Genomic DNA, 23,986 nt, shown 5'->3' on the forward strand with positions numbered 1-23,986 from the left:
TGTACATCACGATCCATAAGACACCTCCTGCTATGCAGGGCGCATCTCAGACAGTCGGCAGCTTCAAACAATGAGGGCGATGGCGCGGCGCTTACGTTCGACGCGCTCGCGCGTCCGGAAGCGACGGAAGCGTTGCGCGGCCTGGTTTCGGAGGTGCGGATATCCCCGATGACGCCGCCGAGCACGGCCATGTCATTGAACTCTATGGGGAGTTGGGGGCTATTCTGGGTCTGGCGGGTGGTGGAAACGACGAACCCCGCCGTATTACGGGCGGGGTGTCGTATTCAATGGTTGCGGGAGCATGACACCACCGAAATCTTAGGACCCGATTGGAAAAGAGCACACTCAGCAATGAAGCTCGGGAACGTAATGGTTTTCAGGAAGCATCCTTACCACCTTGGACGCTAAGGTAGGCCGTGCGTCGGCGCCGTGGTTTCGGCTTGATGAGGCTTCGGGTAGGAGCCGGAACATGGCCCAGAAGAACACGCCCCTCGATAAGCAGGTGAACCGATAGACCCAGTGGACGGCCATGCACTTACATTCAAAGCGGACCACCGGACGGGGGCAGACCGATGCCACAAAGCGGATTCCCTGCCTTCGAAGGTTACGAGTTCGCGCGTTCGAACATGCCGAACAAATCCCGTGGATCATCGGGGTCTGCGATCATGTCGAGCTGTGTGGAATAGGACGTGCCCTGAATGGCGTTCAACACGTACCGCAGCGCGCTGAAGTCCTCGATCGCGAAGCCGACACTGTCAAAAAGTGTAATCTGTTTTTCATCACTACGCCCTTTGGCACTACCTGCGATCACCTGCCAAAGCTGGGTGACCGGATGATCGTCATCAAGCTGTTGAATTTCGCCCTCGATCCGGGTCTGCGCCGGGTATTCCACAACGATGTCCGAGCGCAGCAGGATATCACGGTGCAACTCGGTCTTGCCGGGGCAGTCGCCGCCAATTGCATTGATGTGCACGCCACTACCGACCATGTTGTCCGTCAGAATCGTGGCATTTTGCTTGTCCGCGGTGCAAGTGGTGATGATCTCGGCACCTTCCATCGCGCTCTGGCTCGTTTGGCACTGCACCACGTTTAACCCGCGCCCGGCGAGGTTTGCGGCACAACGGGCGGTGGCCGCCTGGTCAATGTCAAAAAGACGCACGGTATCAATGCCACAGATCGCCTTGAAAGCAAGGCACTGGAATTCGGACTGCGCGCCATTCCCGATCATCGCCATTGTGCGCGCACCTTTCGGGGCCAGATGGCGAGCGGCCATCGCGGATGTTGCTGCGGTGCGCAGCGCGGTCAACAAGGTCATTTCCGACAGCAGCTTGGGGTAGCCTGTATCGACATCGGCCAGTAGGCCAAAAGCAGTGACAGTCTGCAAACCTTCCTTGGTATTCTTAGGGTGGCCGTTGACGTACTTGAAACCGTACATCTCGCCGTCTGATGTGGGCATCAATTCAATCACGCCAACATCGGAATGGCTGGCAACACGCGGAGTCTTGTCGAACAATTCCCAGCGTTTAAAATCAGCCTCAATCGCATCGGCAAGATCACAAAGGACCTGTTCGATTCCAATATGATGGACAAGGCCCATCATATTTGCGACGGAAACGAAGGGGACGTAGGCAAGTTCAGAGGGCAACGGTGGCATTTGCTTTTTCTTTCTGGCTGGTGGCCATCATGATACCAGAGGCAAGGATCACGGCCATCCCGACCCAGGCAAGTGCATTGGTTGCCGTGCCCCAGAGCAGAAAAGCCCAAAGGCTGGCAAAGATCAGGAACGAATATTCAAAGACAGCGACAAGCGAAGGATTACCGATCCGGTAGGCCTGCGCAATCAGCGTCACCGCGCAAACCGATCCGACGGCCTGAAGCAATGTCAGCCAAAGAAACCGTGTGCTTGGGGCGGTCCAAGGTGCCGAAATGAACGCGTCCCCGGGCCAATGCGTCATGACGCACAGCATGATCAGCCCTGCCGCTCCAATCGTCACGAATATGCCCAAGGCCAGCGTGATTGCGCTTTCCTGCGTGCACCAGTGTCGGGTCAGCATCATACCGAAACCATAGAACATCCCTGCCGCCAGCGGCATCAGCGAAAGCCCTGTCAGGTTGTGCAGATCGGGCTGCAACAGCATCAGGGCACCGGCAAAGCCAAGCATGACCGCAAATGCGCCCAAGGCGCCGATCCCCTGACGGAACAGCACGACCGACAAAAGAGCGACCCAAAGTGGGGCGCTGAACAGACCCGCGCCCGCCTGTGACACAGGCAACGTGCCAAGTGACGCAAAGTAGATCAACAATCCAACAGACACCGCAAGGCTACGTGCGGCCAGCCGGGGTAGGTTCACCGGACGTATCACCCGGCCGGACACACGTCCCGCAACCAGCAGCAGTGGCACGGCGAACAGAGTTCTAAACACCTGAAACTGCCAAAGGCCGGCCTCTTGGCTGACCGCAGTAACGAAGTTGTCGATAAAGCTGAGGATGGCAGAGGCGGCCAAGGCCAGCCCGGCCGCCATCAAGGTCTGGTTAAGCTGCATGTGTTTCCGCTTGGGTCTGCATCGCTGACAGCACCTCGTCCAATGTGCGGATCGCGCCATGCTGAAGGTATTCCATCGCATTGAGCGATGCCTGATGCGCCTCAAGGCTGGACCCTGCGACGCAATCCTCGATCACCCGGCAGAAATAGTCGCCCTGATGACTGTCCACAAAAGTGTAGTGCACGCAGACATCGGTCAGGCCACCAACAAGAATCAGCGTCTCTGCCTTGAGACCCTTCAGCAAAATCTCAAGATCAGTGCCGTAAAAGGCAGAATAGCGGCGTTTGGAGATGCGGTAATCATCGGAGCGCATACCCAATTCTTCCTCAGCGAAAGCGGTAAGCGGATTGCTGTCGAGACAGTGCACATCTTCGTCCCCGTCTGTTTCACGGCCCATGTCAATCAGGTTGGCACGGTGGATTTCTTGAATAAAGACAACCGGAATCCCCACCTCCCGAGCCATGTCGATGGCCAATTTCGAACGCGCCATGCGTTGGGCATAATCAGGCATATGCGCAATCGCGCGCTTATCGTCAGGAATGGGCGCGAAAGTGGATTTCTGGATGTCGATGACGATCAGCGCCGCGCGCCCTTCGATCAGGTCACGTTTTTTGTGGTTGGGCATGGGATTACCTTTCAGGAGAGAGATGGATGAGTTTGCGGCTTGGAACACCTTGTTCAGGCGGCAACCCTGGCGGCAGCCGACGATGACGTTTCGCGCGGCCGCAAGTGGCCAAGAAGGCGCTTTTCGGCGAGCCTGAGGGCGACTGTGATCAGCAGTACAATTGCCATGTAGAAAATCATCGCGGTCAGAAAGCCTTCGTAGGCAAGATAATAGCGGCCATTCAGCCATCGCCCGACGCCCAGAAGATCCTGCAATGTAACCGTGCTGGCGATGACCGAACCGTGCAGAGTAAAGATGACCTCGTTCGAATAGGCTGGAAGGGAGCGTCGAAAGGCGTTTGGCAAAATCACCAACCGCATCCGCGTGAGTGCCGACATTCCAGAGGCCTTGGCTGCCTCAACCTCGCCGTGCGGAGTCGTTTCAATCGCACCGCGCATGAACTCGGTTGTATAGGCGGCGGTATTCAGCGTGAAGGCGATGACCACGCACCACCAGGGGCTGCTCAGGATCGGATCCCACAGGAAACTTTCCTGAACAGCCTTGAACTGCCCGAGACCGAAATAGAACAGATAGACCTGCACCAGCAGCGGCGTTCCGCAAAAGACGTAGGTGTACACCCGGATCACAGGGCTAAAGAACAGTTTACGATATGCTCTTGCGATGGCCAGCGGCACAGCGATCAGCCCGCCCACAAGAAGCGCCAAAAATGTCAGTTGCAGTGTGACCAGCGCGCCATCGAAAAAGCGGCCCAAGTTGTCATAAATCAGAACGAAATCAATCGGTGATTTGGCTTCACTGAAGCTTTGCAAGTATTCGAAAAAGGTGCGCTCGGGTTCCATTTCTTACGCCCTTCTCACGCCAGCCGCATATTTGCGATCAACGATCCGCAGGATCAGATCGGAAATTCCGGTTATGACCAGATAAACCACCATGACGGCGGTCATGAACGTAAAGAGCTTGTGGGTGGACCGGCCCGCAGAAAAGGCATTCCAGACAAGATCATGCAGGCCGATCACCGAAACGAGGGCTGTAGATTTCACCAAGACCAGCCAGTTGTTGGTAAAACTTGGCAGTGCAAAACGCACCATCTGGGGCCAGGTCACGATCCTGAATATCTGCCACGGCTTCATGCCAATCGCCATCGCGGCCTCGATCTGACCCCGCGGGATGGCAAGAATCGCACCGCGGAAGGTCTCGGACATATAGGCCCCGAAGATGAAACCGAGCGTAAGCACCCCAGCGACAAACTGATTGATTTCGATATAGCCCCAGAGTCCGGTCAGACTGCCGATCTGGGTCACAAACGTCTGACCGCCAAAGAAGATCAGCATCATCAGCACAAGGTCGGGTACGCTGCGCACAAAGATGGTATAGACACTGCCCGCACGTCGGAGGCCACGCGACGGCGACAATTTGGCAAAGGCACCAATCAGCCCCAACACAACAGATAGTAACAAAGACAGGACAGCCAGCGAGATCGTGACAAGTGTGCCCTCGATCAGAATCTGTCTGTATTCAAAAATTACAACCATTTGCATTGGTCCGCCGATAGGAGTTGGTGTGCGGCAAGGAAACGGGAGACTTTCCTGCCGCGCTCTGCATTTACGGGATCACTTGCCGTAAATATCGACGTCGAAATATTTGTTGTTGATCGTCGCATAGGTACCGTCAGCGCGGATCGCTTCAATCGCCGCCGTCAGTTCACCGGCCAGCGGGTCACCTTTGCGCACGGCAATTCCGGTGCCGTCCCCAAGGCAATCCGGGTCATCCACATCGCCGCCGAAAAATGCGAAACCCTTGCCTTGGTCCGTGTTCAGGAAACCGTCGAGCGCGCCAAGAGTATTGTTCAGTTGCATGTCGAGACGGCCAGTGACGAGGTCCGCGAACACATCCTCTTGTGTGTTGTAGAGCCGCAGATCAGCACCGGGGAATGTCTTTTCGACATGGCATTGCAACGTGGTGCCGCGCAAAACGCCGATCTTCAGCCCCTTGGTGCCCTCCGGCGTCAGTGCAAATGTAGCGCCTTCCTTGGCGATAAACCTTGAAGGTGTGAAATAATATTTCTCAGAGAAGTCGACCCGCTTCTTGCGGTCTTCAGTGATCGACATCGATGCCACGATGGCATCGTATTTCTTGGCGACCAGGGCGGGGATCATGCCATCCCATTCCTGCTCGACCAATTCGCATTCACGGTTCATCTGTTCGCACAGTGCGAGGGCGATATCGATGTCGAAACCCGAAAGCGTTCCATCAGCTTCCTTTTGCGAAAAGGGAGGATAGGCACCCTCCACTCCGATCCGCAATATATCTGCTGCGGCCATGCCGCCCATCAGCGTCATTGCGCCAACAACCGACACTATGATTGTCTGTCTAATTTTCATTCTTGTTTCCCCTTGTCTGGACTTGATTGATTTCGTGGGTGTGGGTCGGCAAAGGCCGTTGCCACTTATTGTCGTGAGTTCGACAGAAATTCCTTGAAGCGGGTGGATTTCGGGTCGGTGAACATCTGGACGGGGTCGCCCTGTTCCTCGATCAGACCGTGATGAAGGAAGATGACCTCGGACGACACGTCGCGCGCAAATGCCATTTCATGCGTTACCACGACCATGGTGCGGCCCTCTTCGGCCAGCGACCGGATAACTCTGAGAACCTCGCCAACAAGTTCCGGATCAAGCGCGGAGGTCGGCTCGTCAAACAGCATGACCTCTGGCTTCATGGCAAGCGCACGGGCGATGGCTGCGCGCTGCTGCTGGCCTCCGGAAATATGCGCTGGATAGTAGTCGCGGCGTTCATACATGCCGACCCGTTCCAGCACGTCCTTGGCATTTTCAATGGCCTCTGCGCGCGGTTGCTTCAGCACGTGGATCGGTCCGGCAATCACGTTCTCCATCACTGTCATATGTGACCAAAGATTGAAGGACTGAAATACCATCGCCAATCTGGCACGGATGCGTTCGACCTGTCTGGCATCCGAGGGACTGGACACGCCGCGCCGGTCTTTTGTCATCTTGATTTCTTCACCGTGGACAGAGATCAGCCCGGATGTCGGGGTTTCGAGCAAGTTGATGCAGCGCAGAAACGTACTTTTGCCGGATCCAGACGATCCCAACAGCGAAATCACATCGCCTTCGCATGCCTTTAACGAAACGCCTTTGAGCACTTCAACCGAGCCGAAGGACTTGTGTAGATCACTCACGAGGAGCGAGACAGTGGAAGGCGTGGGAGAGGGCATGCGGGTTCCAATGCGGCGTGGGAGTTCGGAAGTCTGCCATGACGTTAGCTTCCCGATGACCTCCTGCAAAACGCGTTTAACTTGCCCTCAGCGAAGGTTTTACCTACGCTGAACTCATGGAAAACACTCTCCGACATTTGAACGCTCTACGTGTTTTCGAGGTCGCGGCGCGGCATTCCAGCTTTGCCAAAGCCGCTGGCGAACTGAACGTCAGCCACAGCGTTATCAGTCAGCACATCCGGAACCTTGAGCTTTGGTTTGGCACAGATTTGTTCATTCGACATGGCAACCGTGTTGAACTGAGCGATGATGGGCGCGACCTGTTCCCTCAGATCGCAAGCGGTCTGCAAACACTGACGGATGCCAGCGAGACGCTATTGCGGAAAACAAGGTCGGGCACGTTGGTCGTCAGCGCCGAACCCGCGCTTGCCTCACTGTGGCTTCGCAAACGAATTACCGAATTTTGCAGTCTTTTTCCGCGGATCGAGATCGATCTGCGACCCGCCTGGACCCCGGCCCAGATCGGGGAAGGTCATGCCGACATGATCATTCATTTTGCGACCCGGATGCCACAAAGCGGCGTCAAGAAAGACAACCTGTTCTCAATTGATGGCTATCCGGCGGCGACGCCGCATGTCCGCGATAGCATTTTGGCAAAAAATAGCTCTATTGATTGGGACCATGCTGGTCTGGTCCACGACAATGGAAAAGAAACCTGGCACAAGTGGTATGCAGCGCACCAGCCGGAGAGTGCCGGATGGCGCAAAGGTAAGGTCTATTCGGACCTGTCTCTTGCTATCGATGCAGCCGTAGACGGTGAAGGCGTGATCCTCGCTGATGACATATTGTGCCAGCGGGAAATATTATCGGGCCAACTGGTGCGCTTGGATCAGCGCACAGTTCGATGCGTCTGGTACCAAATTTCCTTGCCCAAAGGCACATCGGAGTCAGCGGCTTCGGCGTTCTTCAAAAACTGGTTGCTGGAACGGACGAAGGACCGCAGGGAATGAGATATTGCAACCGGGCCGTTTGATGCTGCGGCTGACGAAGTTCAGCGCAGAGCACCGTGTCAAGCGACGGCATCGGATTTTCGGCATTTCATCGATACGGTTCCAGTCGGTATTTCCCTAAAATCGGCTTCTGCATGGCGGCGGGCGCAGCTTTCTGGTTTATCCAAAAATCAGTTCCGTGTCAGGATGGGTAATGCACCCACTGTGGCGGGCCCCTTCGGGTAGGTGCCTATCTCGACCTCAACGGCCCTTCTACGCTGTGGTGCAAGCTAATGTCCGTAAGGCGGACCTACCTGAGATCAGCTATTGAACAGGAGCGTTTCGGCGCAGCGCGACACAAGAAAATCCATGAAGCACCGGACCTTTGGCGTCAGCACGTTTGAGCGCGGATAGATCAGCCAAAGCACGGAACTGTCGTCCAGCCGCCAATGGGGCAGCAGATGCACCAGTCGCCCCGCGGCTATTTCATGCGCAACGCTCCACATCGAATTGATCGACAGCCCAGCCCCCGCCAGCGTCGCGATGCGCTGGGACGCGCCATCGTCAAACAGGGTTCGGCAGATCATCTGGCCCGGATCAAGCATCGCTTTGCTGCCGTCGTTATGGACCAGCATGCGAGTGGCAGTGTTGACCCAAGCCAGAAACGCATGGCCGACCAGATCGTGCGGTGTTTCTGGCGTGCCGTGGCGGGCAAGGTAGTCAGGCGAAGCGCACAGAACGCGCCTGTCCTCCGCCAGCTTGCGCCCACGCAGGCTGCTGTCCTGAAGCGGCGCGCTGCGTAGCGCCAGATCAAAGCTGCCCTCGATCAGGTCGAACCGCGTATCCGACAGGCGCAAGTCCAACGTGATCTTTGGATAGGCTACATGAAATTCCGGTAGCAGCGGCATCACATGCAACTGCGCAAAACTCGACGGCGCCGCAAAGCGCAGGGTGCCGCTGGGCTCCGCCGCATTGAGGCCAAGCACGGACCGCCCGGCCTCAGCCTGGGCGAGGATCTCACGTGCGTAGGGCAGAAAGGCCTCGCCCTCCTGGCTGAGCGACACCTTGCGCGTGGTGCGGTGCAGGAGTTCCGCGCCGAGTTCATGTTCAAGTTTGGCAAGGCGTGCGCTGGCCATGGCCGGAGCCAACCCAAGCCCACGTCCCGCCGCAGAGATATTCAGGCGTTCGGCAGCAGCCACAAAAAGGCGGAGAGTATCGGTATCCATCGGCTCCCCTGATTATATCGAAAATCGGAATTCTGAACTCAGATGTGCGCCATTTATTCTGAAATTCAAAGTGATATCTGCTGCTTCAGAAAATATGGCATGGAGCAATGTTATGAAGGCAATCGGATATACCCAAGCCGGCCCGGTCGACGGCAACGGCGCGTTGAAATTGATCGAGGTAGACAAGCCGCAGGTCGGTCCGCGTGATCTGCTGGTTCAGGTCAAGGGGATCTCGCTCAATCCTGTGGATGTGAAACTGCGTGAGAACCGTGCGCCCGACGGTGGGCCGGGAATCCTCGGGTTTGATGCCGCTGGCGTGGTGGTCGAGACGGGCGCCGAGGTGACGGGGTATCAGGTTGGGGACGAAGTGTTTTACGCGGGCGACGTGACCCGGCCCGGCACCAATTCAGAGCTGCACGCGGTGGATGAGCGGATCGTTGGCAAGAAACCCGCCACTCTGGACTTTGTCGAGGCGGCAGGCCTGCCGCTGACCTCCATCACCGCATGGGAGATGCTGTTCGACAGCTTCCGACTGACCGAAGGCGGGGGCAAAGGCCAGAGCCTGCTGGTGATCGGCGGTGCGGGCGGCGTCGGATCTATCATGATCCAGCTGGCAAAGCGGCTGACCGGGCTGACGGTGATCGCCACCGCGTCGCGCCCCGAAACGCAGGATTGGGTGCGCAAAATGGGTGCCGACCACGTGATCGACCATCGCGGGGATCTGGTGGCGCAGCTGCGCGATCTTGGCCTTGCTCCGCAATACGTGGCTGCCCTGACCGCCACCGATCAGCACTGGCCCGCGATCGTCGAACTGATCGCCCCACGCGGCCATGTGGCGTTGATCGACGATCCGCAGGGGTTGGACATCGGTCCGGCAAAGTTCAAGGCGCTCAGCATCTCGTGGGAGTTCATGTTCACCCGTTCGATGTTCACCACAGCTGACATCGAAGTACAGCGTGATCTGTTGAACCGTGTCTCTGCCATGCTGGACGACGGCACGCTGATTTCGACCGTGACCGAACGCGCTGAGGTACTGAACGTCGACACGCTGACCCAGGCCCATCTGCTGCAGGAAAGCGGCCGCGCCATCGGCAAGCAGGTCTTGCCCGGTCTCTGATCAGTTCCTCCCCATCAAAAGGCGCTACCCAAATGACTTATTTTTCCATACTCGACGTCACCCCCACAGATGATGCGTGGATCCCCGACTATCTTCCGGCGGCCAACGACCGCGTCGCGGCGCATGGCGGGCGCTACATTGCCCGCACTGCCACCCACGAGCAGGTCGAAGGCGAAGGGCATCCCGCCGGTCTGCGCATCATCATCGAATGGCCATCGAAAGAGAATGCGCAGGCGTTCATGGCGGATGACCAATATGCCCCGCATCTGGCCGCCCGCACCGCAGGATCGGTCAGCCATCACTACCTGATCGCAGGCCAGGACGACCTCGCCTGATCCACAGCACCCAGAGCAGCCCCTGCGGGGGCTACCCTGATCCGGGAGGTACCATGCGCGACGACACACCAAAGACCTTCCCGAGTTTGAATCGGGGCTATGAAGCAACGTTTCGGGCGGGGCGGCTGAGCCTCGGTCTTGTCGTGCCAATCGCGCGTTACGCGACCAGTCCGGTGCCCGAGATGGCCGGCCATTTTGCGCGCGTGAAGCAGGCCGAAGAGCTTGGGTTCAAGGCCGTCTGGCTGCGCGATGTACCTTTCAACGTGCCGTCCTTCGGCGACGCAGGACAGCTCTTTGATCCGTTCACCTACCTTGGCTATCTCGCGGCGCTGACCTCGGACATTGCACTGGGCGTGGCCAGCATCGTGCTACCCCTGCGCCACCCCGTCCATGTGGCCAAGGCTGCAGCCAGCGTCGATGTTCTGTCCGGCGGGCGTCTGATCCTTGGCGTGGCCTCTGGCGACAGACCCGAGGAATACCCGGCGATGGACCTGTCCTACGCCTCCCGGGGCGACGCGTTCCGCGCAGCGTTTGACTATATCCGCGTCATGGGCACGCCATCGCCCAAAGTCGACAACGAATTCGGCCGCCTTGATGGGCAGATGGACATGTTGCCCAAACCTGTGGGCGCGCGTCTGCCTTTGCTGGTGACGGGCTCCAGCCGTCAGTCGCCGGAATGGATTGCCGAACATAGCGACGGTTGGATGACCTATCCGCGCCCCGGCGTTGCGCAGATGCAGGTGTTGGCAGAATGGCGCGCCCGGCTGACTGCGCTTGGCCAGCCACAAAAGCCGGTTCTGCAACCGCTCTATATCGACTTGTCCGACAATCCTGACGACGGCCCCAGTCCGATTCATCTGGGCTGCCGCGCCGGGTATCGCTGGCTGCTGAGCTATCTGCACCACCTCGAAGAGATCGGCGTCAATCACGTCGCCCTGAACCTGCGCTTCAACGAGGCGCCCATCGATGCAACACTCGACCGGCTGGCCCGCGACGTGCTGCCGTCATTCACCTGAGGATTCCCAGATGACCAAGATCATACTCATCACCGGCGCCACCGACGGCCTTGGTCGCGCCACGGCACAAGCGTTGGCTGAGCTGGGGCACAGCCTGATCATTCACGGTCGCAACGCAGACAAGCTCGCCGCGACCGCCGAGGCTCTGCGCGCGACCGGCGCAAAGATCGTCACCGCGCAAGCCGATTTGTCCGACCTTGTGCAGGTCGCCGAGATGGCAAGGAAAGTGGTGGACGCCGAACCCCGGCTCGACGTGCTGATCAACAACGCCGGCGTGCTCAAGGTGGGCGACCCGCTGACAGCGGACGGTCAGGACCTACGCTTCGTGGTCAACACCTTCGCCCCGGCGCTGCTGACGAGCTTACTGCTGCCGATCATGCCGACAAACGGGCGGCTGGTGCATCTCTCCTCTGCCGCGCAGGCGCCGGTCGACTTGGACGCCCTGTCAGGAAGACGGCGGCTGGAGGCAATGGAAGCCTACGCTCAAAGCAAGCTCGCGCTGACGATATGGAGCCAGGCCTTTGCCGCCGAACATCCCGAGGGGCCGGTTTCGGTCGCGGTGAACCCCGGGTCCCTGCTGGCCACGAACATGGTGCGCGAAGGCTTTGGAATGGTCGGCAATGACATCAATATCGGCGTGAACATCCTGACCCGTGCGGCATTGTCCGACGAGTTCGCAACGGCGTCTGGGCGCTATTATGACAATGACGCGCGCCAATTCTCCAAGCCACACCATCAAGCCACGGCACCGGACGAGGTCCGGACGATTGTGAAGGCGATACGCGAACGGATCAGTGCCCAACTCTGATCTCTCACTATCCCCAAAATGGGCCCCGAGACAGCTGGTAAGTTGTCCTCTCTTGATGGCCACGCGGAATTGCGCGGCACTGCCCGTCACGACCGTCTCGACCCCACTTGTCGCCCCCGCAATGCAGAGGAGGTCCTGCTTTTTCGACCAGTTTTCAGCGTTATTAAGATGGATCATGGTTTCACATCAGGCGATCCATCTTAACAAATGGTCCGAAATCCCGCGACCACCTCTGTGCGCTCGCGGCGCTCGTCGGTGTTGCGGTCCTTCCAGGTCTCCGAGGCCGCGACCGAGGGGTTGACGACTTCGCCGCCGTTGTCGAACGACCGCACTTCCACGTCCCGGCCCAGGTTGCCGATGATGATGACCTTGTTCACGCTGCCTGCCACGACAATTTCCTTTTCGGTTTGTTGATTGTTCCTCGGCGTGCCTCTCCGCGAATAATCCGGAGAAGCAGCCGGGCCCGCGAGCCCGGCGAGTTGATCATGCGACTTCGAAGTCGAGCGGTCCGAGGAGATTGTCGAAATCGCGATCTGGACGATTGCGGTTTGCCCGCAGTGCGAGATTGACTGCTTCGCACTCAATACCCGCGGCGCGGAGACGATCGCGCATTTCACGAAGCCGCGCCTCCGCTTCGTCATATTTCTCCGACGCCCACGCTTTCGCGATCTTCATGTGCCTCCGCATCTCGCCGCGGGCGGCCTCGATGTCTTCGATATCGACGACATGAGCGACGATCGCGTGCACACTCGCGCGCTCTTGCTCGACGGCAGCGGCAGCGTCATCGCGCTCACTCCGGATCGCCGCGAGCTCTTCATGCTTCGACTCGAGCCCGGCTTTCATTGCCTTTATCTCCGCCCGTGCGATTTCGAGATCTTCGACGGCTTTCCGAGTCGAAATGATATTGCGATCCGCGTTAGCGAGTTCGCGACGAAGCTTCTCGATTTCTTCCGCAGTCATTTCGCGCTCTTCGCGCTCGAGACGATCTGCATAACGCTCTTCGACGAGAGCTGCGAGCTGCTCGAGACGAGCGACGGACGCTTTGCCGACGCTCCACGTCTTATTGTCTGCATTCCACTTCGCGCGCGGAAACTGCGCTTTGAATGCGTCTTTGTATTCGAACGGAAATGCGATCTCAGCGCCGCGTGCCGTCTTCGTGATTTCGATGGCCTTGGCCATTGTCTTTCCTTTCCTGTTTCATCGGTTGCGTTCCGATATCGAGGATATTGGGTACGTGCGATCCTTTCCAAAAACGACTTCCGAAACTTTCTGAATTTTACTCAAGCTTCGGAAGTCGCGGGATTTTTTAGTGCATAACGTCGTCAGCGATGCTGAAGCGCGACTTGATTTCCGTGCCGTCCGCGTAAAGATCAGGGCTCTGCCCGTAGCAATGAACAGTCATCATCTCGACAAGGAAATCCTCGAGATCCTTGCCAGCCAGATGCTCGAATGCGGCGGCATGATCGACGTGAACGGCCCAAACCTGTTATTCGCTCGCTGATACAAGGCTGCAGTGCGGGCCATCATTGCAGCCATTCGTGCATCGCGCAGCATTTTGGTGGCTTGATCGCCTGTGTGGCGAACTGACGGGCTAATGGGGGAATGACAGGTTCTGATTTGCATGGCGTTAGTAGCGCGACCAAAAAGGCAGAGGCTACGCGTCAGGTTCGGCCTTCGACGCGAACCATTCAACAACGGCTTGTGTTGACGAACTGCGTTTCGAGCCACGCATTGCCAACAGGTAAAAATCACGCTCGCCCGCAAGCGTCTCAGGGGTGATCTGCACCAGATGATTTGCAGCAATGTCGCGTCTTGCAAGGAAGCTGCTGACAAGGGCTACACCCTGCCCCGAAAGGGCTGCGTCCAGGGTCAGGGCGGTTTGGCTCAAACGCAACCCGTGGCCCCCGTGATCTTCTATTTTCAGTTTCTTGAGAAACGCGGGCCAAAGATCGTGTGTATCGTGCAACTTGGGCAGATGTGACAGGGATTCGGGTGCGAGCGGTAAGCGGTGTCCCGCGATGAGCGAGGGGGCCGCCACTGCGATGATCTCCTGACGGAACAGACGGAACGCATCAAGCGCAGCACCGAACGGTGGTTGCCCTTGGCGGATGGCCACGTCGATCCCGTCTCCATGAAAACTCGATACCTTTTCCGTGGCGAGGATTTGCAGGTCGATCTCTGGATGCGCGCCGGAAAAATCCGGCAGGTTCGGGATCAGCCACTTCGCGGCAAACGTCGGCGTGACGCTCACGAGGACCTTGCCCGGCTTGGGGCGCAAGGTTTCCGTGGCGGCGCGCAACTCTTCAAAAGCTGTGGCGACACGTGCATGATAGCTTCGCCCGGAGGGCGTGAACGCCAGCCCTTTTGGCAACCGCTCGAACAGCGGTATCCCCAGATGCGCTTCGAGCTGTCGCACCTGCTGCGCGACGGCCCCTTGCGTCACGCCCATTTCGTCAGCGGCGGAGCGAAAATTCAGGTGACGACCTGTCACATCGAAGGCGCGCAGGCCGTTGAGGGGAGGAATCTGACTCATCAGACAGTAATAAAACTACTGCCAGACAACATCAATTCTCCCGCGCTATATTTTTCCTACGCCATTATATTTAAGCGCAGGACAATGATGGGGAATGCAATGTCAGTAGAAAAAGTAGCGCTCGTCACAGCCGGTGGAAGTGGCATGGGGGCCGATGCTGCTCGCAGATTGGCCGCAGATGGCTTCCGGGTCGGGATTCTGTCGTCGTCCGGCAAGGGCGAGGCGCTTGGCAAGGAGTTGGGCGGTTTTGGCGTCACGGGATCGAACCGCTCGACAGAGGACCTTGCCGCACTGGTGCAAGGCGCGACGGAACGATGGGGCCGTGTAGATGTACTCGTCAACTCCGCCGGGCATGGTCCGAAAGGCCCCGTTTTGGAAATTTCAGATGACGACTGGCACTTGGGTATGGAAGTCTACCTGCTGAACGTCATTCGGCCCACACGGCTGGTGACGCCGCTGATGCAGGCGCAGGGTGGTGGCGCGATCATCAACATCTCGACCTTTGCTGCCTTCGAACCAGATCCGCTCTTCCCCACATCTGGCGTGTTTCGTGCGGGTCTTGCTGCCTTTACCAAGCTCTATGCAGACAAATACGCGGCTGAGAATATCCGTGTGAACAATGTCCTGCCGGGATTCATCGACAGCCTGCCTGAGACCGAGGACCGTCGCGCGCGCATCCCTATGGGACGTTATGGGCAGGCAGACGAAGTGTCCTCCCTGATCTCATGGCTCGCATCCGAGGGCGGTACCTACATGACCGGTCAGAACCTTCGGATTGACGGGGGGCTGACTCGTGCCGTCTGATGTTGCGATGGCGGCACCCTCGGCGGGTCGCGCCGCGTTTTCGGTGAAATGGGCAGCGTCGATCATCCAGATCATGGGCTACACCGCGACAGCTTTCGGCTGGACACCTTGGAACCTGTATCTGTTCCTTGTCGGCGTTCTTGGCTGGTTCGCGGTCGGCGTGCTTTGGAATGACAGGGCGATCATGTTGATCCACTTCGTCGCCCTTGGTGCCATGCTTGCCGGGATGAGCCGTAGCTGATTGCGATCAACTTGGCTATTCTACGCTCGACTGAAGGTCGTGAAAGGGCACCAAGCGTTCACCGGATGCACCCAGCACTGAGCCGCGGCAGCTCCGGATAACGGCGGTCACGGCCCAAATGTATGTGTCGGCTGCTGTTCGCAATCGAGAATTTGGCACGATTTCGGAAATCGCTCATATGTATCCGGCCTGTTGATCGGCTCGCGGGCCGTGGCCTTGATGGGGTTACGCACGCGCCGTGGTCTCATTACCGGCAAGGTCCATTACGACCATTTGGGCCGTCAGACTCTGGGGCGTATTTTCTCCGTTCCATGCTGTCCTCTCTATCGCGAACTCCTTCGTGACCGTGGAAAGCGTCAGATCGCTTCCATGGCCGCGTCTTTTGGCGCGTCAAACCGGGTGCCGTGCCGCAGAAGGCTCCAGGCGGTTCGAGCGAGCTTGTTGGCAAGCGCGATGGCCGCCTTGTTTCGTGGCATACGGGCGACCGCCTCGGTCAGCCACGATCCGAAACTGAAGTCGGACCATCGGTGTGGGCGCATCATGATTACTTTCGCCGCCTGCACGAACAACATCCTCAGATAGCGGCTGCCGCGTTTGGTGATCCTGCCGAGAATGGTGCGCCCTCCGGTGCTGAATTGTCGGGGCACCAGGCCAACCCAGGCTGCAAAATCGCGCCCCCTGTCGAACGCCTCACCTTTGCCGACGGCCGCGACCATCGCCGTCGATATCATCGGCCCGATGCCGGGTATTGTCATGATGTTGGCGCAGTTCTCTTCGGTGCGGCTGATCTCCTCGATCTCGCCCGAGATGTCCTCGATCCGTTTGTCCAACCAGAGCCAGTCGCCGTAGAGCCCGATCAGAATGCTGCGCATCCGGGGCGATATCTCGTCCCGTCGCTGTTCGAGGATGGTCTCGAAGGAATTCTTCAGCGCCCGCAGCCCCGACCTCACGGTGATGCCCTGCTCGATCAGGAAGGCGCGGATCTGGTTTATGGTGGCCGTGCGCCGCGACACCAGCCGGGCCCGGACCCGGTGCAGGGCCTGAAGGTCGAGCTGATCCTGATTTTTCTCCGAAACGGTCCGAAGATTGGGCCGGAGCGCGGCTTCCGCGATGGCCTCGGCATCGTTGTAATCGTTTTTCTGACCCTTGTTGAACGGCTTCACGAAAATCGCCGGTATGATCCGAGGCTCGAACCCCATACCCCGCAGCGTTCGGCTGACAAAATGGGCGCTGAGGCAAGCCTCCATTCCCACGATGCAGCGTGGGAGTTGCTCAAAAATGGCAGTCAGGGCCAAGCGCTTGATCTGCTTGCGCATGACCAGTTGGCCGGCCCGGTCGAACCCGACCAGATGAAACGTGTCCTTGCCGATATCGACACCGACGACGGCAAGGTTTTCCAAACGTCCTGTCTTCTTTGCACACATGGCTGCTTCTCCTTGATGCGCGGTTGATCCCGGTTAAGGATAACCCAACGGTGGGGAAGCAGCCGACACATCCCATTACCGGCCATCGAACCAGCATTCAGACGCCGCGGTGTAGCTTCCCCAGGACCCGCGCGTTTTCACCGACCTCGTCAGCTACATCGAGGCAGGCGACATCCGGCCCGTGGTTGCCGAAACTTACCCATTGCGCGAACATCGCGCGGCGCAGGAGGCGTTCCTCGAGAAGTCGCACATGGGCAAGATCGGGATCGAGATCTCCGGCTGACGGATACACGATGGGAATCGCAGCACCTCGTCGGGTTCTTCCACGAAGGGCACAACGAATGTCGCTGAGGACTCACCACCGCTTTCCGCACTGCAGAACAATGGCCTGAAAATCGCCGCCTGGGATCAACGTGACCGGCCCAGAGCTGCCATTCATGCCGGGCGCAGGAGAGGTCCTGAGGCAGCGCCAGACCGTACATCCCATCCCGTTCAGGGATGCCAACATTGCTGCGCGATAATGCATGACCCGTGTGTGAAGCTGCCTCGCGGGGAACGAACACAAAGGAGGCACCAAAGGAAAATCTATGTGAAATATGGTTTTTTGAAATCCACCGCGCGCCGGATATCGCTCGCGACACGAGAGAAAAGCGCCTCATGTGGCGATGGATAGTGAACCACGCAGTACTTCAGCAATGGCAGTCTGGGTCTGGTCAAAAGCTCTGTGACCCGCCCGCTGTTGATCAAGGGTACGAGATATTCGCGGGGAGTTATACAAAGTCCACGACCAGCAACAGCCAAACCCACCATCGCATGCAGACTGTCGACCCTGACGCTGTGTCGGGTGTTAATACCGTAGTTCGCGAACCACTCGCTGATGCTTTTGGAAAAACCGGAGGTTCTGCCTTGGGTGATGAAATTGAAGTCCTGCAAGTCCGAGATTTCCAGGATTTTTCCCGAGGGCACCAGGCCCGGCTTGCCGATCAGGGTGATTTCGACATCAGCGATTGGCTGGACGTGGGCATTGGATTGAAACGGCATTTCCGGCACCACGATAAGATCGAGTTCGCCGGTCTCGAGGCTGCTGTGCAGGTTGCGGCTCATATCGATGGTCAGTTCGAACTGAACGTCAGGGCCGGCGGCGAAGGAGGCCTCGAGGAACCGGGGCAGCCAGGTCAGGCTCGAAAGCTCGGTGACGCCAAGCCTGACAAGCGTGGCGATTGCCCGTCCTTCCGAGGTGAAGGAGGCAAGATTGTCAAAGCTTGCAACGGTTTCCCGCGCCTGGCTGACGAATTGCTCGCCTTGGGGTGTCAAGATCGCCTGCCGTTTGGAGCGGTCGAAGACCAGAAATCCCATCGATGCCTCAAGCTCTTGAATGCGTTTGGTTATTGTGGATTGCGTCAGGTGAAGTCGGCTTGCGGCGCGTTCGAAGGTGCCGCTGTCCACTACCGCCAGCATCGCGACCAACTGATTGTAAGTCAGACTCATTTCATTCCATACTCCGATGATATATTATCATAATTCATCACTATTAATCACCTTTCAAATAGGCCAATCTTTGCCCGAAGACCACCAGTCGCACATGAGGGAAAAACTTTGCTCGGGCCCAAATTAATATCCGATGACCTTGACCTCATCGACGCCATCCGGGAACGGTTTGCGCATGTGGACAGCTGCCCCTTTGGCGGGCCGCGTGTTTATTTCGAGAATGGCGGCGGTGCGCTGACGCTGAAATCGGTGATTGAAACCTCGGCCAGATTTGCGGGCATCCCCGACAATCAGGGGCGCGACAACCCTGCGGCCAAGGCATTGGCTCAGGTGGTGGAAAAGGCAAAGGCCGATCTGGCAGTCTTTATGAATGCAGGGTCTGGTCAGTTCATTGCAGGCGAAACCGGGACCGAGCTGCTGTACCGCATGATCCGTACCGCCTGTGTCAACGCGCCCAAGGGCTGCAAGATAATCGGCAGTTCGATAGAGCATCCCTCAAGCCGAAGCGCGGCGCGGCAATGGGCCGACACGACCGGCATGACCTATGTGAATGTGCAGCATGACGCGCCGAGTGGTGTTGTCACCGCCGAGGATTACGCCGCCTTGATGACGCCGGACGTGGGTGTGGCTACGATCCTGCATGCCTCGCCGGTCACGGGGATCGGCATTGACGTAGTGGCAATCGCCAAGGCGATACGGGCCGTGGCCCCGGACTGCGTGATCATCGTCGACGGAATCCAGCACGCCGCGCACGGTCATCTGGATCTGAGCACCTATGATGTCGATGGCTACGCAATCTCGCCCTACAAGGTTTTTTCGCGGCATGGCTACGGGATCGCCTGGATTTCCGACAGAATGACAGCATTCTCGCATGAGGCCCTTGTCGGTGGCCCCACCCGAAATTGGGAATTGGGAACGCGCGACGTCGGTGCTTATGCTGCGATCTCGGATGTCATCTCCTATTTCGATTGGCTGGGCGGCGAAGTGTCAGAAGAAACCGACGCCCGGAAACGGATCGAGGCCGCAGGTCAGGCGATCCATGACTATGAGGCCGATCTTACAAATGCGCTGATCAACGGGACTGCAAACCTTCCGGGGCTTCGGCATATGGACGGGGTGAGCATCCTGTCAGGAGCGAATAATCCTGCGCGGGTTGGAACGGTTTCATTCGTGGTCGATGGCATGGCCTCGACCGAAATCGTACAGCGCCTGCAAGATCATGGCATCCGAACCCACACGCGCACGGCAGATCACTATAGCGGCAACATCCTTCATCCGCTAAACCTGCCCGACTGCGTTCGCATTTCGATGTGCCACTACAATACCGGGCAAGAGGTTGCCCAAGCACTGAGAGCGATCAAGACAATCGTCGGTTAGCGTAAGCGAGCAGACGTTCCCACGGCGGGCCAAAAAAGCCGAATCAAGGCGGCCCGCACAAAACCGACCTGATTACAAATCAACAAGGAGGATCTCATGATCAAGACACTTAAAACGGCTGCAGCAGGCGCAGTTCTGGCCCTTGGCATGGCCGGTACGGCTGTCGCCCAAGAGCTTACGTTCTTTACCGTCGGTACAGGCGGCACGGCCTATACCTATTACCCGATCGGCGGTGTCATCGCGAACGCGATTTCTAAGCCTCCCGGATCGCGCGAATGTGGCGATGGCGGGTCTTGCGGCGTCGAAGGGCTGATCGCATCGGCCGTTTCCTCGCGTGGGTCGGTCGATAACGTGAATGCAATCATCTCCGGCCTGCGGGATTCAGGTTTTGCCCAGTCGGACGTCGCCTATTGGGCCTATACCGGCACAGGCACCATGGAAGGCAGCGCGCCCGCCACCGATCTGCGCACCATCGCGGCGCTGTTCGAAGAGCACATCCACCTCGTCGCCATGGCAGATAGCGGCATCAATTCCGTTGCCGATCTGGCCGGCAAGCGCGTGTCGCTCGATGAGCCGGGGTCTGGCACATATGTAGACGCGCTCTTGATCATGGAAGCCAACGGTCTGTCAGTGGATGATCTGACACCTGAGGCGCTCAAGGGTGGGGCAGCATCAGAAGCGCTGCGCAACAGCAAGATCGACGCCTTCTTTGTGGTGACCGGATATCCGACAGGGTCCTTGGTGGAGCTGGCATCGGCTGCGGACATCAAACTGGTGCCGATTGATGGTGCCGGCGCAGAGGCGCTGACTGAAAAGTACGGCTTTTTCTCTGCCTCGGATATTCCCGAAGGCACGTACGAGGGCGTTGCAGGCGTGAATACCGTCGCAGTGGGCGCCCAGTGGTTCACCTCGGCCAAAGCGGACGAAGAGCTGATCTACAACATCACAAAAGCCTTGTGGAATGAAGAATCCCGCAAGCTGCTGGATGTGGGTCATGCCAAGGGCCAGGCAATCACGCTCGACACGGCGCTCGCAGGGGTGGGTGTTCCCTTGCACGCAGGGGCAGAGCGTTACTACCGTGAAGCAGGATTGCTGAAGTAAATCGCAGCCTCTTGTTGCTGGCCTCGGGCGCCCATGTGCCCGAGGCTTCTTTTTGATCGCATCTTGGGGACAGGGCCATGACCGCTGACACCATTCCAGAACTCACCCCGGAACAGCTGGCCGAGATCGAACGAAAGTTCGACCCTGAAACGGCGTTCAGGCCTACCGGAAGAACGCTCGGGTTCATCGTCGCCTCGGTTCTGGTCGCGATGTCTGTCTACCACTTTTATGCGTCTGGCTTTGGTCTCGTGCGTGAGCTTTTGCACCGTGGCATCCACCTGTCTTTTGTCCTCGCACTGGTTTTTGTTCTCTTTGGCGTTCGCAAGACCGATTCCAGGATGCCCCCGCGCGCATGGTACCGCTTTGACGGTGTGCCGCTGGTTGATATCGCGCTGGCCCTGCTGGCTGTCGGTGCTGCCTTGTATTTACCTCTTCTGCCCCCTGCCGCTTTGGCTCAGCGGGTTGGAAACCCGTCGCCCTCCGACATTTTCATGGGGTCGGCTTTGCTGACCCTGACGCTTGAGGCCACGCGCAGAAGCGTCGGCCCCACGCTGCCGATCATCGGTCTTTTGTTCATTGCCTTTGCCTATTTCGGTCCATGGATGCCCGGCGCGCTCAAGCACGGTGGCTCGTCCTGGTTGGGCATCATCAACCACCTGTATATGACCAATCAGGGCATCTACGGCATCGCCATTGGCGTGATGGCACAATACGTATTTCTCTTCATACTTTTCGGAGTTCTGGCCACTCGCATCGGGCTGGGACAGCTGTTTATCGACCTCGCAATGGTCATCGCTGGCCGCTATTCGGGCGGGCCTGCAAAGGTCGCGATTTTCTCGTCGGCCTTCATGGGTACGATCTCCGGCTCTTCCATCGCCAACACCGTCACCACCGGCGCGCTGACCATACCCGCGATGAAAAGGGTGGGATATCCGGCGCATTTTGCGGGCGCGGTCGAGGCCACCGCATCGACAGGGGGGCAGATCACGCCGCCTATCCTCGGTGCGGCGGCCTTCATCATGGTCGAGTACCTCGAAATCCCGCTGAGGGATGTTCTGGCTGCCGCTCTCTTTCCGGCGCTTCTGCACTACTTCGGCATTTTCATCATGGTGCATCTGGAGGCCAAGAAGCTTGGCCTGCGCGGATTGCGCGCCGAAGAACTGCCCAAAATGGGCGTTGTGCTCAAGGATCACTGGCTCAGCCTGATCCCCTTGGCCATCCTTGTCTATCTCATCCTGTCCGGCAAAACTCCGGACTTTGCGGCTGTCTACGGGATCATCGCATGTGTCGTTGTCGGGTTCCTGAACCCCACACACCGTCTGACCATCAAAGATCTCTGGGACGGTCTTGCCTCAGGTGCCAAGAATACGCTGGCTGTGGGTGCCGCCGCTGCAACCGTTGGTGTTGTCGTCGGTGTGGTCACACTTACGGGCGTCGGCTTTCGCCTTGGTTATGTCGTCGTCCAGACAGCCACTGACATCGGCACAACGCTCAGTTCTCTGCCGCTCTTGGGGTATTTCACGGTGACGCAATGGGCGCTGTTTACTTCGCTTATTCTGATCGCAATTGCCTGCATCATCATGGGGGCCGGGATTCCGACGACGGCGACCTATATCATTCTCGTGGCTGTCGCGGCGCCCGCACTGGCCCAGCTTCAGGTCGAACCGCTCGTCGCACATTTCTTTGTGTTCTATTATGGGGTGCTGGCCGATATCACCCCCCCAGTCGCGCTCGCAGCTTACGCCGCCGCTGGGATCGCCGGGTCGAATCCGTTCAAGACGGGCAACACCGCCTTTCGTTTGGGGATCGCCAAAGCGCTGGTGCCTTTTGTCTTTGTCTATTCACCGGCACTGTTGTTGGTTGCAGACGGCTTCACCTGGTGGGCATTCACGATCACCCTGATCGGAGCCATGCTGGGCATCGCCTCGCTTGGCGTTGCCTTTTCAGGCTATCTTTTCTCAAAGCTCAAGACATGGGAGCGTTGGTGGGTTGCTCTTGTCTCGTTTCTCTTCATTGCGCCAGGCTTGGTCACGATGGGAGCAGGCATCGCCCTGATGTTGCCGATTTTGGTACTTCAAGCGAAGCGCAGCAATGAGACAGTACAACCGGTTTAGGGCGAGGCGCCGACGACGATCGGTCGTCGAAATTAATGCGCTGATCTGCTTCCTGCTATCCGCATCTTGTGGCGCACCACGTTGTGCATTTGAGTTTCTGCGGTAGCATCGGCATGTTTTTAACAGAATCTGCGGATCACTTCAGTTGCCAGGCCCGGCAATCAGAACTTTGCAAAGAGTGCTTTCTGCGCCCCATCTCTGCCGTTCGAGCCGACAGCAGCGAAAGTCCGCTCTCCTGAAGGTTTTTCGATGCAGGCCGCTGCGCAACTTTGACGGCCGCAGGCTGGCGGCCTGCGTTGACAAACCTCGGAAGCCCGTCGGACCATAAGCTCGACTCGCTTGTGCGTGGCGAGAGGTGGTTCGGGAATTCTGAACAGCCTGGAAAAGTGGATTTTTCACGCAACAGCAGCATGATGCTGCGAGCGAGGAGAAGACCATGGCAAGACGACCCCGCCGGAACCACAGCCCGGCATTCAAGGCGAAAGTGGCGGTAGCAGCGATCAAGGGTGAGAGGACTCTGATCGAGTTGGCGCAGGACTTTGACGTCCATCCGAACCAGATCAAGCAATGGCGTGACCAGTTGCTGGAAGGTGCGACCGGGGTGTTCGGGGCCGTGGCCAAACCGGATGCGGAACCGGCAGTCGATATCAGAACCCTGCATGCGAAGATCGGGGAGTTGGCGCTGGAGAACGATTTTTTGTCCGGCGCGCTCGGCAAGGCGGGTCTGTTGGCGAGCGCAAGAAAATGATTGATCCCACTGCGCAGCTAAGCGTCAGCCGCCAGGCCATTGTGCTGGGGATCAGCCGAGGCAGCGTCTATTACCGGCCGCGTCCGGTCCCGGATGCCGATCTGAAGCTGATGCACCGGATCGATAAGCTGTGACGTTGCCCGATGTTTTCTGAGTGATGTCGGAGGCTTGTAAGCGCCGCGCCATCGCCCTCATTGTTTGAAGCTGCCGACTGTCTGAGATGCGCCCTGCATAGCAGGAGGTGTCTTATGGATCGTGATGTACA

General features: G+C 58.3%; 23 protein-coding genes and 3 pseudogenes. 13 read left to right on the top strand and 13 right to left on the bottom strand.

The genetic code is table 11. The features are described from left to right. Nucleotides 1-604: 604 nt before the first annotated feature. The 7 genes from CHB75_RS20195 to CHB75_RS20225 form a co-directional block, all read right to left on the bottom strand. Nucleotides 605-1,654: an ornithine cyclodeaminase gene (locus CHB75_RS20195; RefSeq protein WP_089273855.1), complete on the bottom strand. Its 1,050-nt coding sequence runs from the start codon at nt 1,652-1,654 to the stop codon at nt 605-607. Continuing rightward, nucleotides 1,635-2,543 (bottom strand): DMT family transporter, encoded by a 909-nt coding sequence (locus CHB75_RS20200; protein WP_176439228.1) that lies wholly within the window; start codon nt 2,541-2,543, stop codon nt 1,635-1,637. The genes CHB75_RS20195 and CHB75_RS20200 overlap by 20 nt, the downstream gene beginning before the upstream one ends. Beyond that, nucleotides 2,533-3,168, bottom strand: coding sequence for a cysteine hydrolase family protein (locus CHB75_RS20205; protein WP_089273859.1), 636 nt, complete (start codon nt 3,166-3,168; stop codon nt 2,533-2,535). The genes CHB75_RS20200 and CHB75_RS20205 overlap by 11 nt, the downstream gene beginning before the upstream one ends. A 53-nt stretch (nt 3,169-3,221) precedes the next feature. Then, nucleotides 3,222-4,007 (bottom strand): ABC transporter permease, encoded by a 786-nt coding sequence (locus CHB75_RS20210; protein WP_089273861.1) that lies wholly within the window; start codon nt 4,005-4,007, stop codon nt 3,222-3,224. 3 nt (nt 4,008-4,010) lie between these two features. Then, nucleotides 4,011-4,700: an ABC transporter permease gene (locus CHB75_RS20215; RefSeq protein WP_089273863.1), complete on the bottom strand. Its 690-nt coding sequence runs from the start codon at nt 4,698-4,700 to the stop codon at nt 4,011-4,013. A 78-nt stretch (nt 4,701-4,778) separates the two neighbouring features. Next, nucleotides 4,779-5,549: a transporter substrate-binding domain-containing protein gene (locus CHB75_RS20220; RefSeq protein ID WP_089273865.1), complete on the bottom strand. Its 771-nt coding sequence runs from the start codon at nt 5,547-5,549 to the stop codon at nt 4,779-4,781. Nucleotides 5,550-5,614: 65 nt separating this feature from the next. Then, nucleotides 5,615-6,400 (bottom strand): ABC transporter ATP-binding protein, encoded by a 786-nt coding sequence (locus CHB75_RS20225; RefSeq protein ID WP_089273866.1) that lies wholly within the window; start codon nt 6,398-6,400, stop codon nt 5,615-5,617. Nucleotides 6,401-6,516: 116 nt separating this feature from the next. Between CHB75_RS20225 and CHB75_RS20230 the strand changes: the two genes are divergently transcribed. After that, entirely contained in the window at nt 6,517-7,410 is an 894-nt protein-coding gene (locus tag CHB75_RS20230; RefSeq protein ID WP_089273868.1) for a LysR family transcriptional regulator, read from the top strand. A 299-nt stretch (nt 7,411-7,709) separates the two neighbouring features. Here CHB75_RS20230 and CHB75_RS20235 read toward each other — a convergent pair whose 3' ends face one another. Next, nucleotides 7,710-8,615 carry a LysR family transcriptional regulator gene (locus CHB75_RS20235; RefSeq protein WP_089273870.1) on the bottom strand — a complete coding sequence of 302 codons (906 nt, stop codon included), beginning with the start codon at nt 8,613-8,615 and terminating at the stop codon, nt 7,710-7,712. A gap of 112 nt (nt 8,616-8,727) precedes the next feature. On the opposite strand from CHB75_RS20235, the gene CHB75_RS20240 reads away from it, so the two are divergent. The 4 genes from CHB75_RS20240 to CHB75_RS20255 are packed head-to-tail and all read left to right on the top strand — an operon-like array spanning nt 8,728 to nt 11,891. Further along, complete coding sequence (locus CHB75_RS20240) at nt 8,728-9,732, top strand: zinc-binding alcohol dehydrogenase family protein (protein ID WP_089273872.1); 1,005 nt, start codon at nt 8,728-8,730, stop codon at nt 9,730-9,732. A gap of 32 nt (nt 9,733-9,764) precedes the next feature. Next, nucleotides 9,765-10,067 (top strand): DUF1330 domain-containing protein, encoded by a 303-nt coding sequence (locus CHB75_RS20245; RefSeq protein ID WP_089273874.1) that lies wholly within the window; start codon nt 9,765-9,767, stop codon nt 10,065-10,067. Between the two features lie 53 nt (nt 10,068-10,120). Then, nucleotides 10,121-11,083 (top strand): LLM class oxidoreductase, encoded by a 963-nt coding sequence (locus CHB75_RS20250; RefSeq protein WP_089273876.1) that lies wholly within the window; start codon nt 10,121-10,123, stop codon nt 11,081-11,083. A 10-nt stretch (nt 11,084-11,093) separates the two neighbouring features. Beyond that, complete coding sequence (locus CHB75_RS20255; RefSeq protein ID WP_089273878.1) at nt 11,094-11,891, top strand: SDR family NAD(P)-dependent oxidoreductase; 798 nt, start codon at nt 11,094-11,096, stop codon at nt 11,889-11,891. Between the two features lie 230 nt (nt 11,892-12,121). Here CHB75_RS20255 and CHB75_RS20260 read toward each other — a convergent pair. Together CHB75_RS20260 and CHB75_RS20265 are read right to left on the bottom strand one after the other, a co-directional pair. Beyond that, nucleotides 12,122-12,280 (bottom strand): annotated as a pseudogene (locus tag CHB75_RS20260) (single-stranded DNA-binding protein); the annotation flags it as partial. 94 nt (nt 12,281-12,374) lie between these two features. Next, nucleotides 12,375-13,070, bottom strand: a complete 696-nt coding sequence (locus CHB75_RS20265) for a hypothetical protein (RefSeq protein WP_089273882.1) — start codon at nt 13,068-13,070, stop codon at nt 12,375-12,377. A gap of 130 nt (nt 13,071-13,200) precedes the next feature. Between CHB75_RS20265 and CHB75_RS21490 the strand changes: the two genes are divergently transcribed. After that, nucleotides 13,201-13,392, top strand: a complete 192-nt coding sequence (locus tag CHB75_RS21490) for a hypothetical protein (protein ID WP_141135160.1) — start codon at nt 13,201-13,203, stop codon at nt 13,390-13,392. Between the two features lie 153 nt (nt 13,393-13,545). On the opposite strand, the gene CHB75_RS20270 is transcribed toward CHB75_RS21490, so the two are convergent. Beyond that, nucleotides 13,546-14,424 (bottom strand): LysR substrate-binding domain-containing protein, encoded by an 879-nt coding sequence (locus CHB75_RS20270; protein ID WP_089273884.1) that lies wholly within the window; start codon nt 14,422-14,424, stop codon nt 13,546-13,548. A 99-nt stretch (nt 14,425-14,523) separates the two neighbouring features. On the opposite strand from CHB75_RS20270, the gene CHB75_RS20275 reads away from it, so the two are divergent. Both CHB75_RS20275 and CHB75_RS20280 read left to right on the top strand, forming a co-directional pair. Continuing rightward, complete coding sequence (locus CHB75_RS20275) at nt 14,524-15,228, top strand: SDR family oxidoreductase (RefSeq protein ID WP_089273898.1); 705 nt, start codon at nt 14,524-14,526, stop codon at nt 15,226-15,228. Continuing rightward, nucleotides 15,218-15,469, top strand: coding sequence for a DUF6552 family protein (locus CHB75_RS20280; protein ID WP_089273886.1), 252 nt, complete (start codon nt 15,218-15,220; stop codon nt 15,467-15,469). The genes CHB75_RS20275 and CHB75_RS20280 overlap by 11 nt, the downstream gene beginning before the upstream one ends. A 356-nt stretch (nt 15,470-15,825) precedes the next feature. Here the strand turns inward: CHB75_RS20280 and CHB75_RS20285 are convergent, their stop codons facing one another. After that, nucleotides 15,826-16,893: an IS110 family RNA-guided transposase gene (locus CHB75_RS20285; RefSeq protein WP_089273888.1), complete on the bottom strand. Its 1,068-nt coding sequence runs from the start codon at nt 16,891-16,893 to the stop codon at nt 15,826-15,828. Nucleotides 16,894-17,038: 145 nt separating this feature from the next. On the opposite strand from CHB75_RS20285, the pseudogene CHB75_RS22210 reads away from it, so the two are divergent. Further along, a pseudogene (locus CHB75_RS22210) lies at nt 17,039-17,176 on the top strand (zinc-binding dehydrogenase); the annotation flags it as partial. A 302-nt stretch (nt 17,177-17,478) separates the two neighbouring features. Here CHB75_RS22210 and CHB75_RS20295 read toward each other — a convergent pair. Further along, nucleotides 17,479-18,381 carry a LysR family transcriptional regulator gene (locus tag CHB75_RS20295; RefSeq protein WP_089273890.1) on the bottom strand — a complete coding sequence of 301 codons (903 nt, stop codon included), beginning with the start codon at nt 18,379-18,381 and terminating at the stop codon, nt 17,479-17,481. 108 nt (nt 18,382-18,489) lie between these two features. Between CHB75_RS20295 and CHB75_RS20300 the strand changes: the two genes are divergently transcribed. From CHB75_RS20300 to CHB75_RS20315, 4 genes and pseudogenes are all read left to right on the top strand, one after another. Continuing rightward, nucleotides 18,490-19,758 carry an aminotransferase class V-fold PLP-dependent enzyme gene (locus CHB75_RS20300; RefSeq protein ID WP_089273892.1) on the top strand — a complete coding sequence of 423 codons (1,269 nt, stop codon included), beginning with the start codon at nt 18,490-18,492 and terminating at the stop codon, nt 19,756-19,758. 96 nt (nt 19,759-19,854) lie between these two features. Beyond that, nucleotides 19,855-20,859, top strand: coding sequence for a TAXI family TRAP transporter solute-binding subunit (locus CHB75_RS20305; protein ID WP_089273894.1), 1,005 nt, complete (start codon nt 19,855-19,857; stop codon nt 20,857-20,859). 77 nt (nt 20,860-20,936) lie between these two features. Continuing rightward, nucleotides 20,937-22,973: a TRAP transporter permease gene (locus CHB75_RS20310; RefSeq protein ID WP_089273896.1), complete on the top strand. Its 2,037-nt coding sequence runs from the start codon at nt 20,937-20,939 to the stop codon at nt 22,971-22,973. Nucleotides 22,974-23,409: 436 nt separating this feature from the next. Next, a pseudogene (locus tag CHB75_RS20315) lies at nt 23,410-23,852 on the top strand (transposase); the annotation flags it as partial. Nucleotides 23,853-23,986 lie beyond the last annotated feature (134 nt).

It is taken from the genome of Puniceibacterium sediminis, from assembly GCF_900188035.1.
In the GTDB taxonomy this organism is placed as follows: Bacteria; Pseudomonadota; Alphaproteobacteria; order Rhodobacterales; family Rhodobacteraceae; genus Puniceibacterium; species Puniceibacterium sediminis.

Coding starts and splice junctions, on each gene's coding strand:
- CHB75_RS20195 (WP_089273855.1), bottom strand. CDS start 1,654: ATGCCACCGTTGCCCTCTGAACTTGCCTACGTCCCCTTCGTTTCCGTC.
- CHB75_RS20200 (WP_176439228.1), bottom strand. CDS start 2,543: ATGCAGCTTAACCAGACCTTGATGGCGGCCGGGCTGGCCTTGGCCGCC.
- CHB75_RS20205 (WP_089273859.1), bottom strand. CDS start 3,168: ATGCCCAACCACAAAAAACGTGACCTGATCGAAGGGCGCGCGGCGCTG.
- CHB75_RS20210 (WP_089273861.1), bottom strand. CDS start 4,007: ATGGAACCCGAGCGCACCTTTTTCGAATACTTGCAAAGCTTCAGTGAA.
- CHB75_RS20215 (WP_089273863.1), bottom strand. CDS start 4,700: ATGGTTGTAATTTTTGAATACAGACAGATTCTGATCGAGGGCACACTT.
- CHB75_RS20220 (WP_089273865.1), bottom strand. CDS start 5,549: ATGAAAATTAGACAGACAATCATAGTGTCGGTTGTTGGCGCAATGACG.
- CHB75_RS20225 (WP_089273866.1), bottom strand. CDS start 6,400: ATGCCCTCTCCCACGCCTTCCACTGTCTCGCTCCTCGTGAGTGATCTA.
- CHB75_RS20230 (WP_089273868.1), top strand. CDS start 6,517: ATGGAAAACACTCTCCGACATTTGAACGCTCTACGTGTTTTCGAGGTC.
- CHB75_RS20235 (WP_089273870.1), bottom strand. CDS start 8,615: ATGGATACCGATACTCTCCGCCTTTTTGTGGCTGCTGCCGAACGCCTG.
- CHB75_RS20240 (WP_089273872.1), top strand. CDS start 8,728: ATGAAGGCAATCGGATATACCCAAGCCGGCCCGGTCGACGGCAACGGC.
- CHB75_RS20245 (WP_089273874.1), top strand. CDS start 9,765: ATGACTTATTTTTCCATACTCGACGTCACCCCCACAGATGATGCGTGG.
- CHB75_RS20250 (WP_089273876.1), top strand. CDS start 10,121: ATGCGCGACGACACACCAAAGACCTTCCCGAGTTTGAATCGGGGCTAT.
- CHB75_RS20255 (WP_089273878.1), top strand. CDS start 11,094: ATGACCAAGATCATACTCATCACCGGCGCCACCGACGGCCTTGGTCGC.
- CHB75_RS20265 (WP_089273882.1), bottom strand. CDS start 13,070: ATGGCCAAGGCCATCGAAATCACGAAGACGGCACGCGGCGCTGAGATC.
- CHB75_RS20270 (WP_089273884.1), bottom strand. CDS start 14,424: ATGAGTCAGATTCCTCCCCTCAACGGCCTGCGCGCCTTCGATGTGACA.
- CHB75_RS20275 (WP_089273898.1), top strand. CDS start 14,524: ATGTCAGTAGAAAAAGTAGCGCTCGTCACAGCCGGTGGAAGTGGCATG.
- CHB75_RS20285 (WP_089273888.1), bottom strand. CDS start 16,893: ATGTGTGCAAAGAAGACAGGACGTTTGGAAAACCTTGCCGTCGTCGGT.
- CHB75_RS20295 (WP_089273890.1), bottom strand. CDS start 18,381: ATGAGTCTGACTTACAATCAGTTGGTCGCGATGCTGGCGGTAGTGGAC.
- CHB75_RS20305 (WP_089273894.1), top strand. CDS start 19,855: ATGATCAAGACACTTAAAACGGCTGCAGCAGGCGCAGTTCTGGCCCTT.
- CHB75_RS20310 (WP_089273896.1), top strand. CDS start 20,937: ATGACCGCTGACACCATTCCAGAACTCACCCCGGAACAGCTGGCCGAG.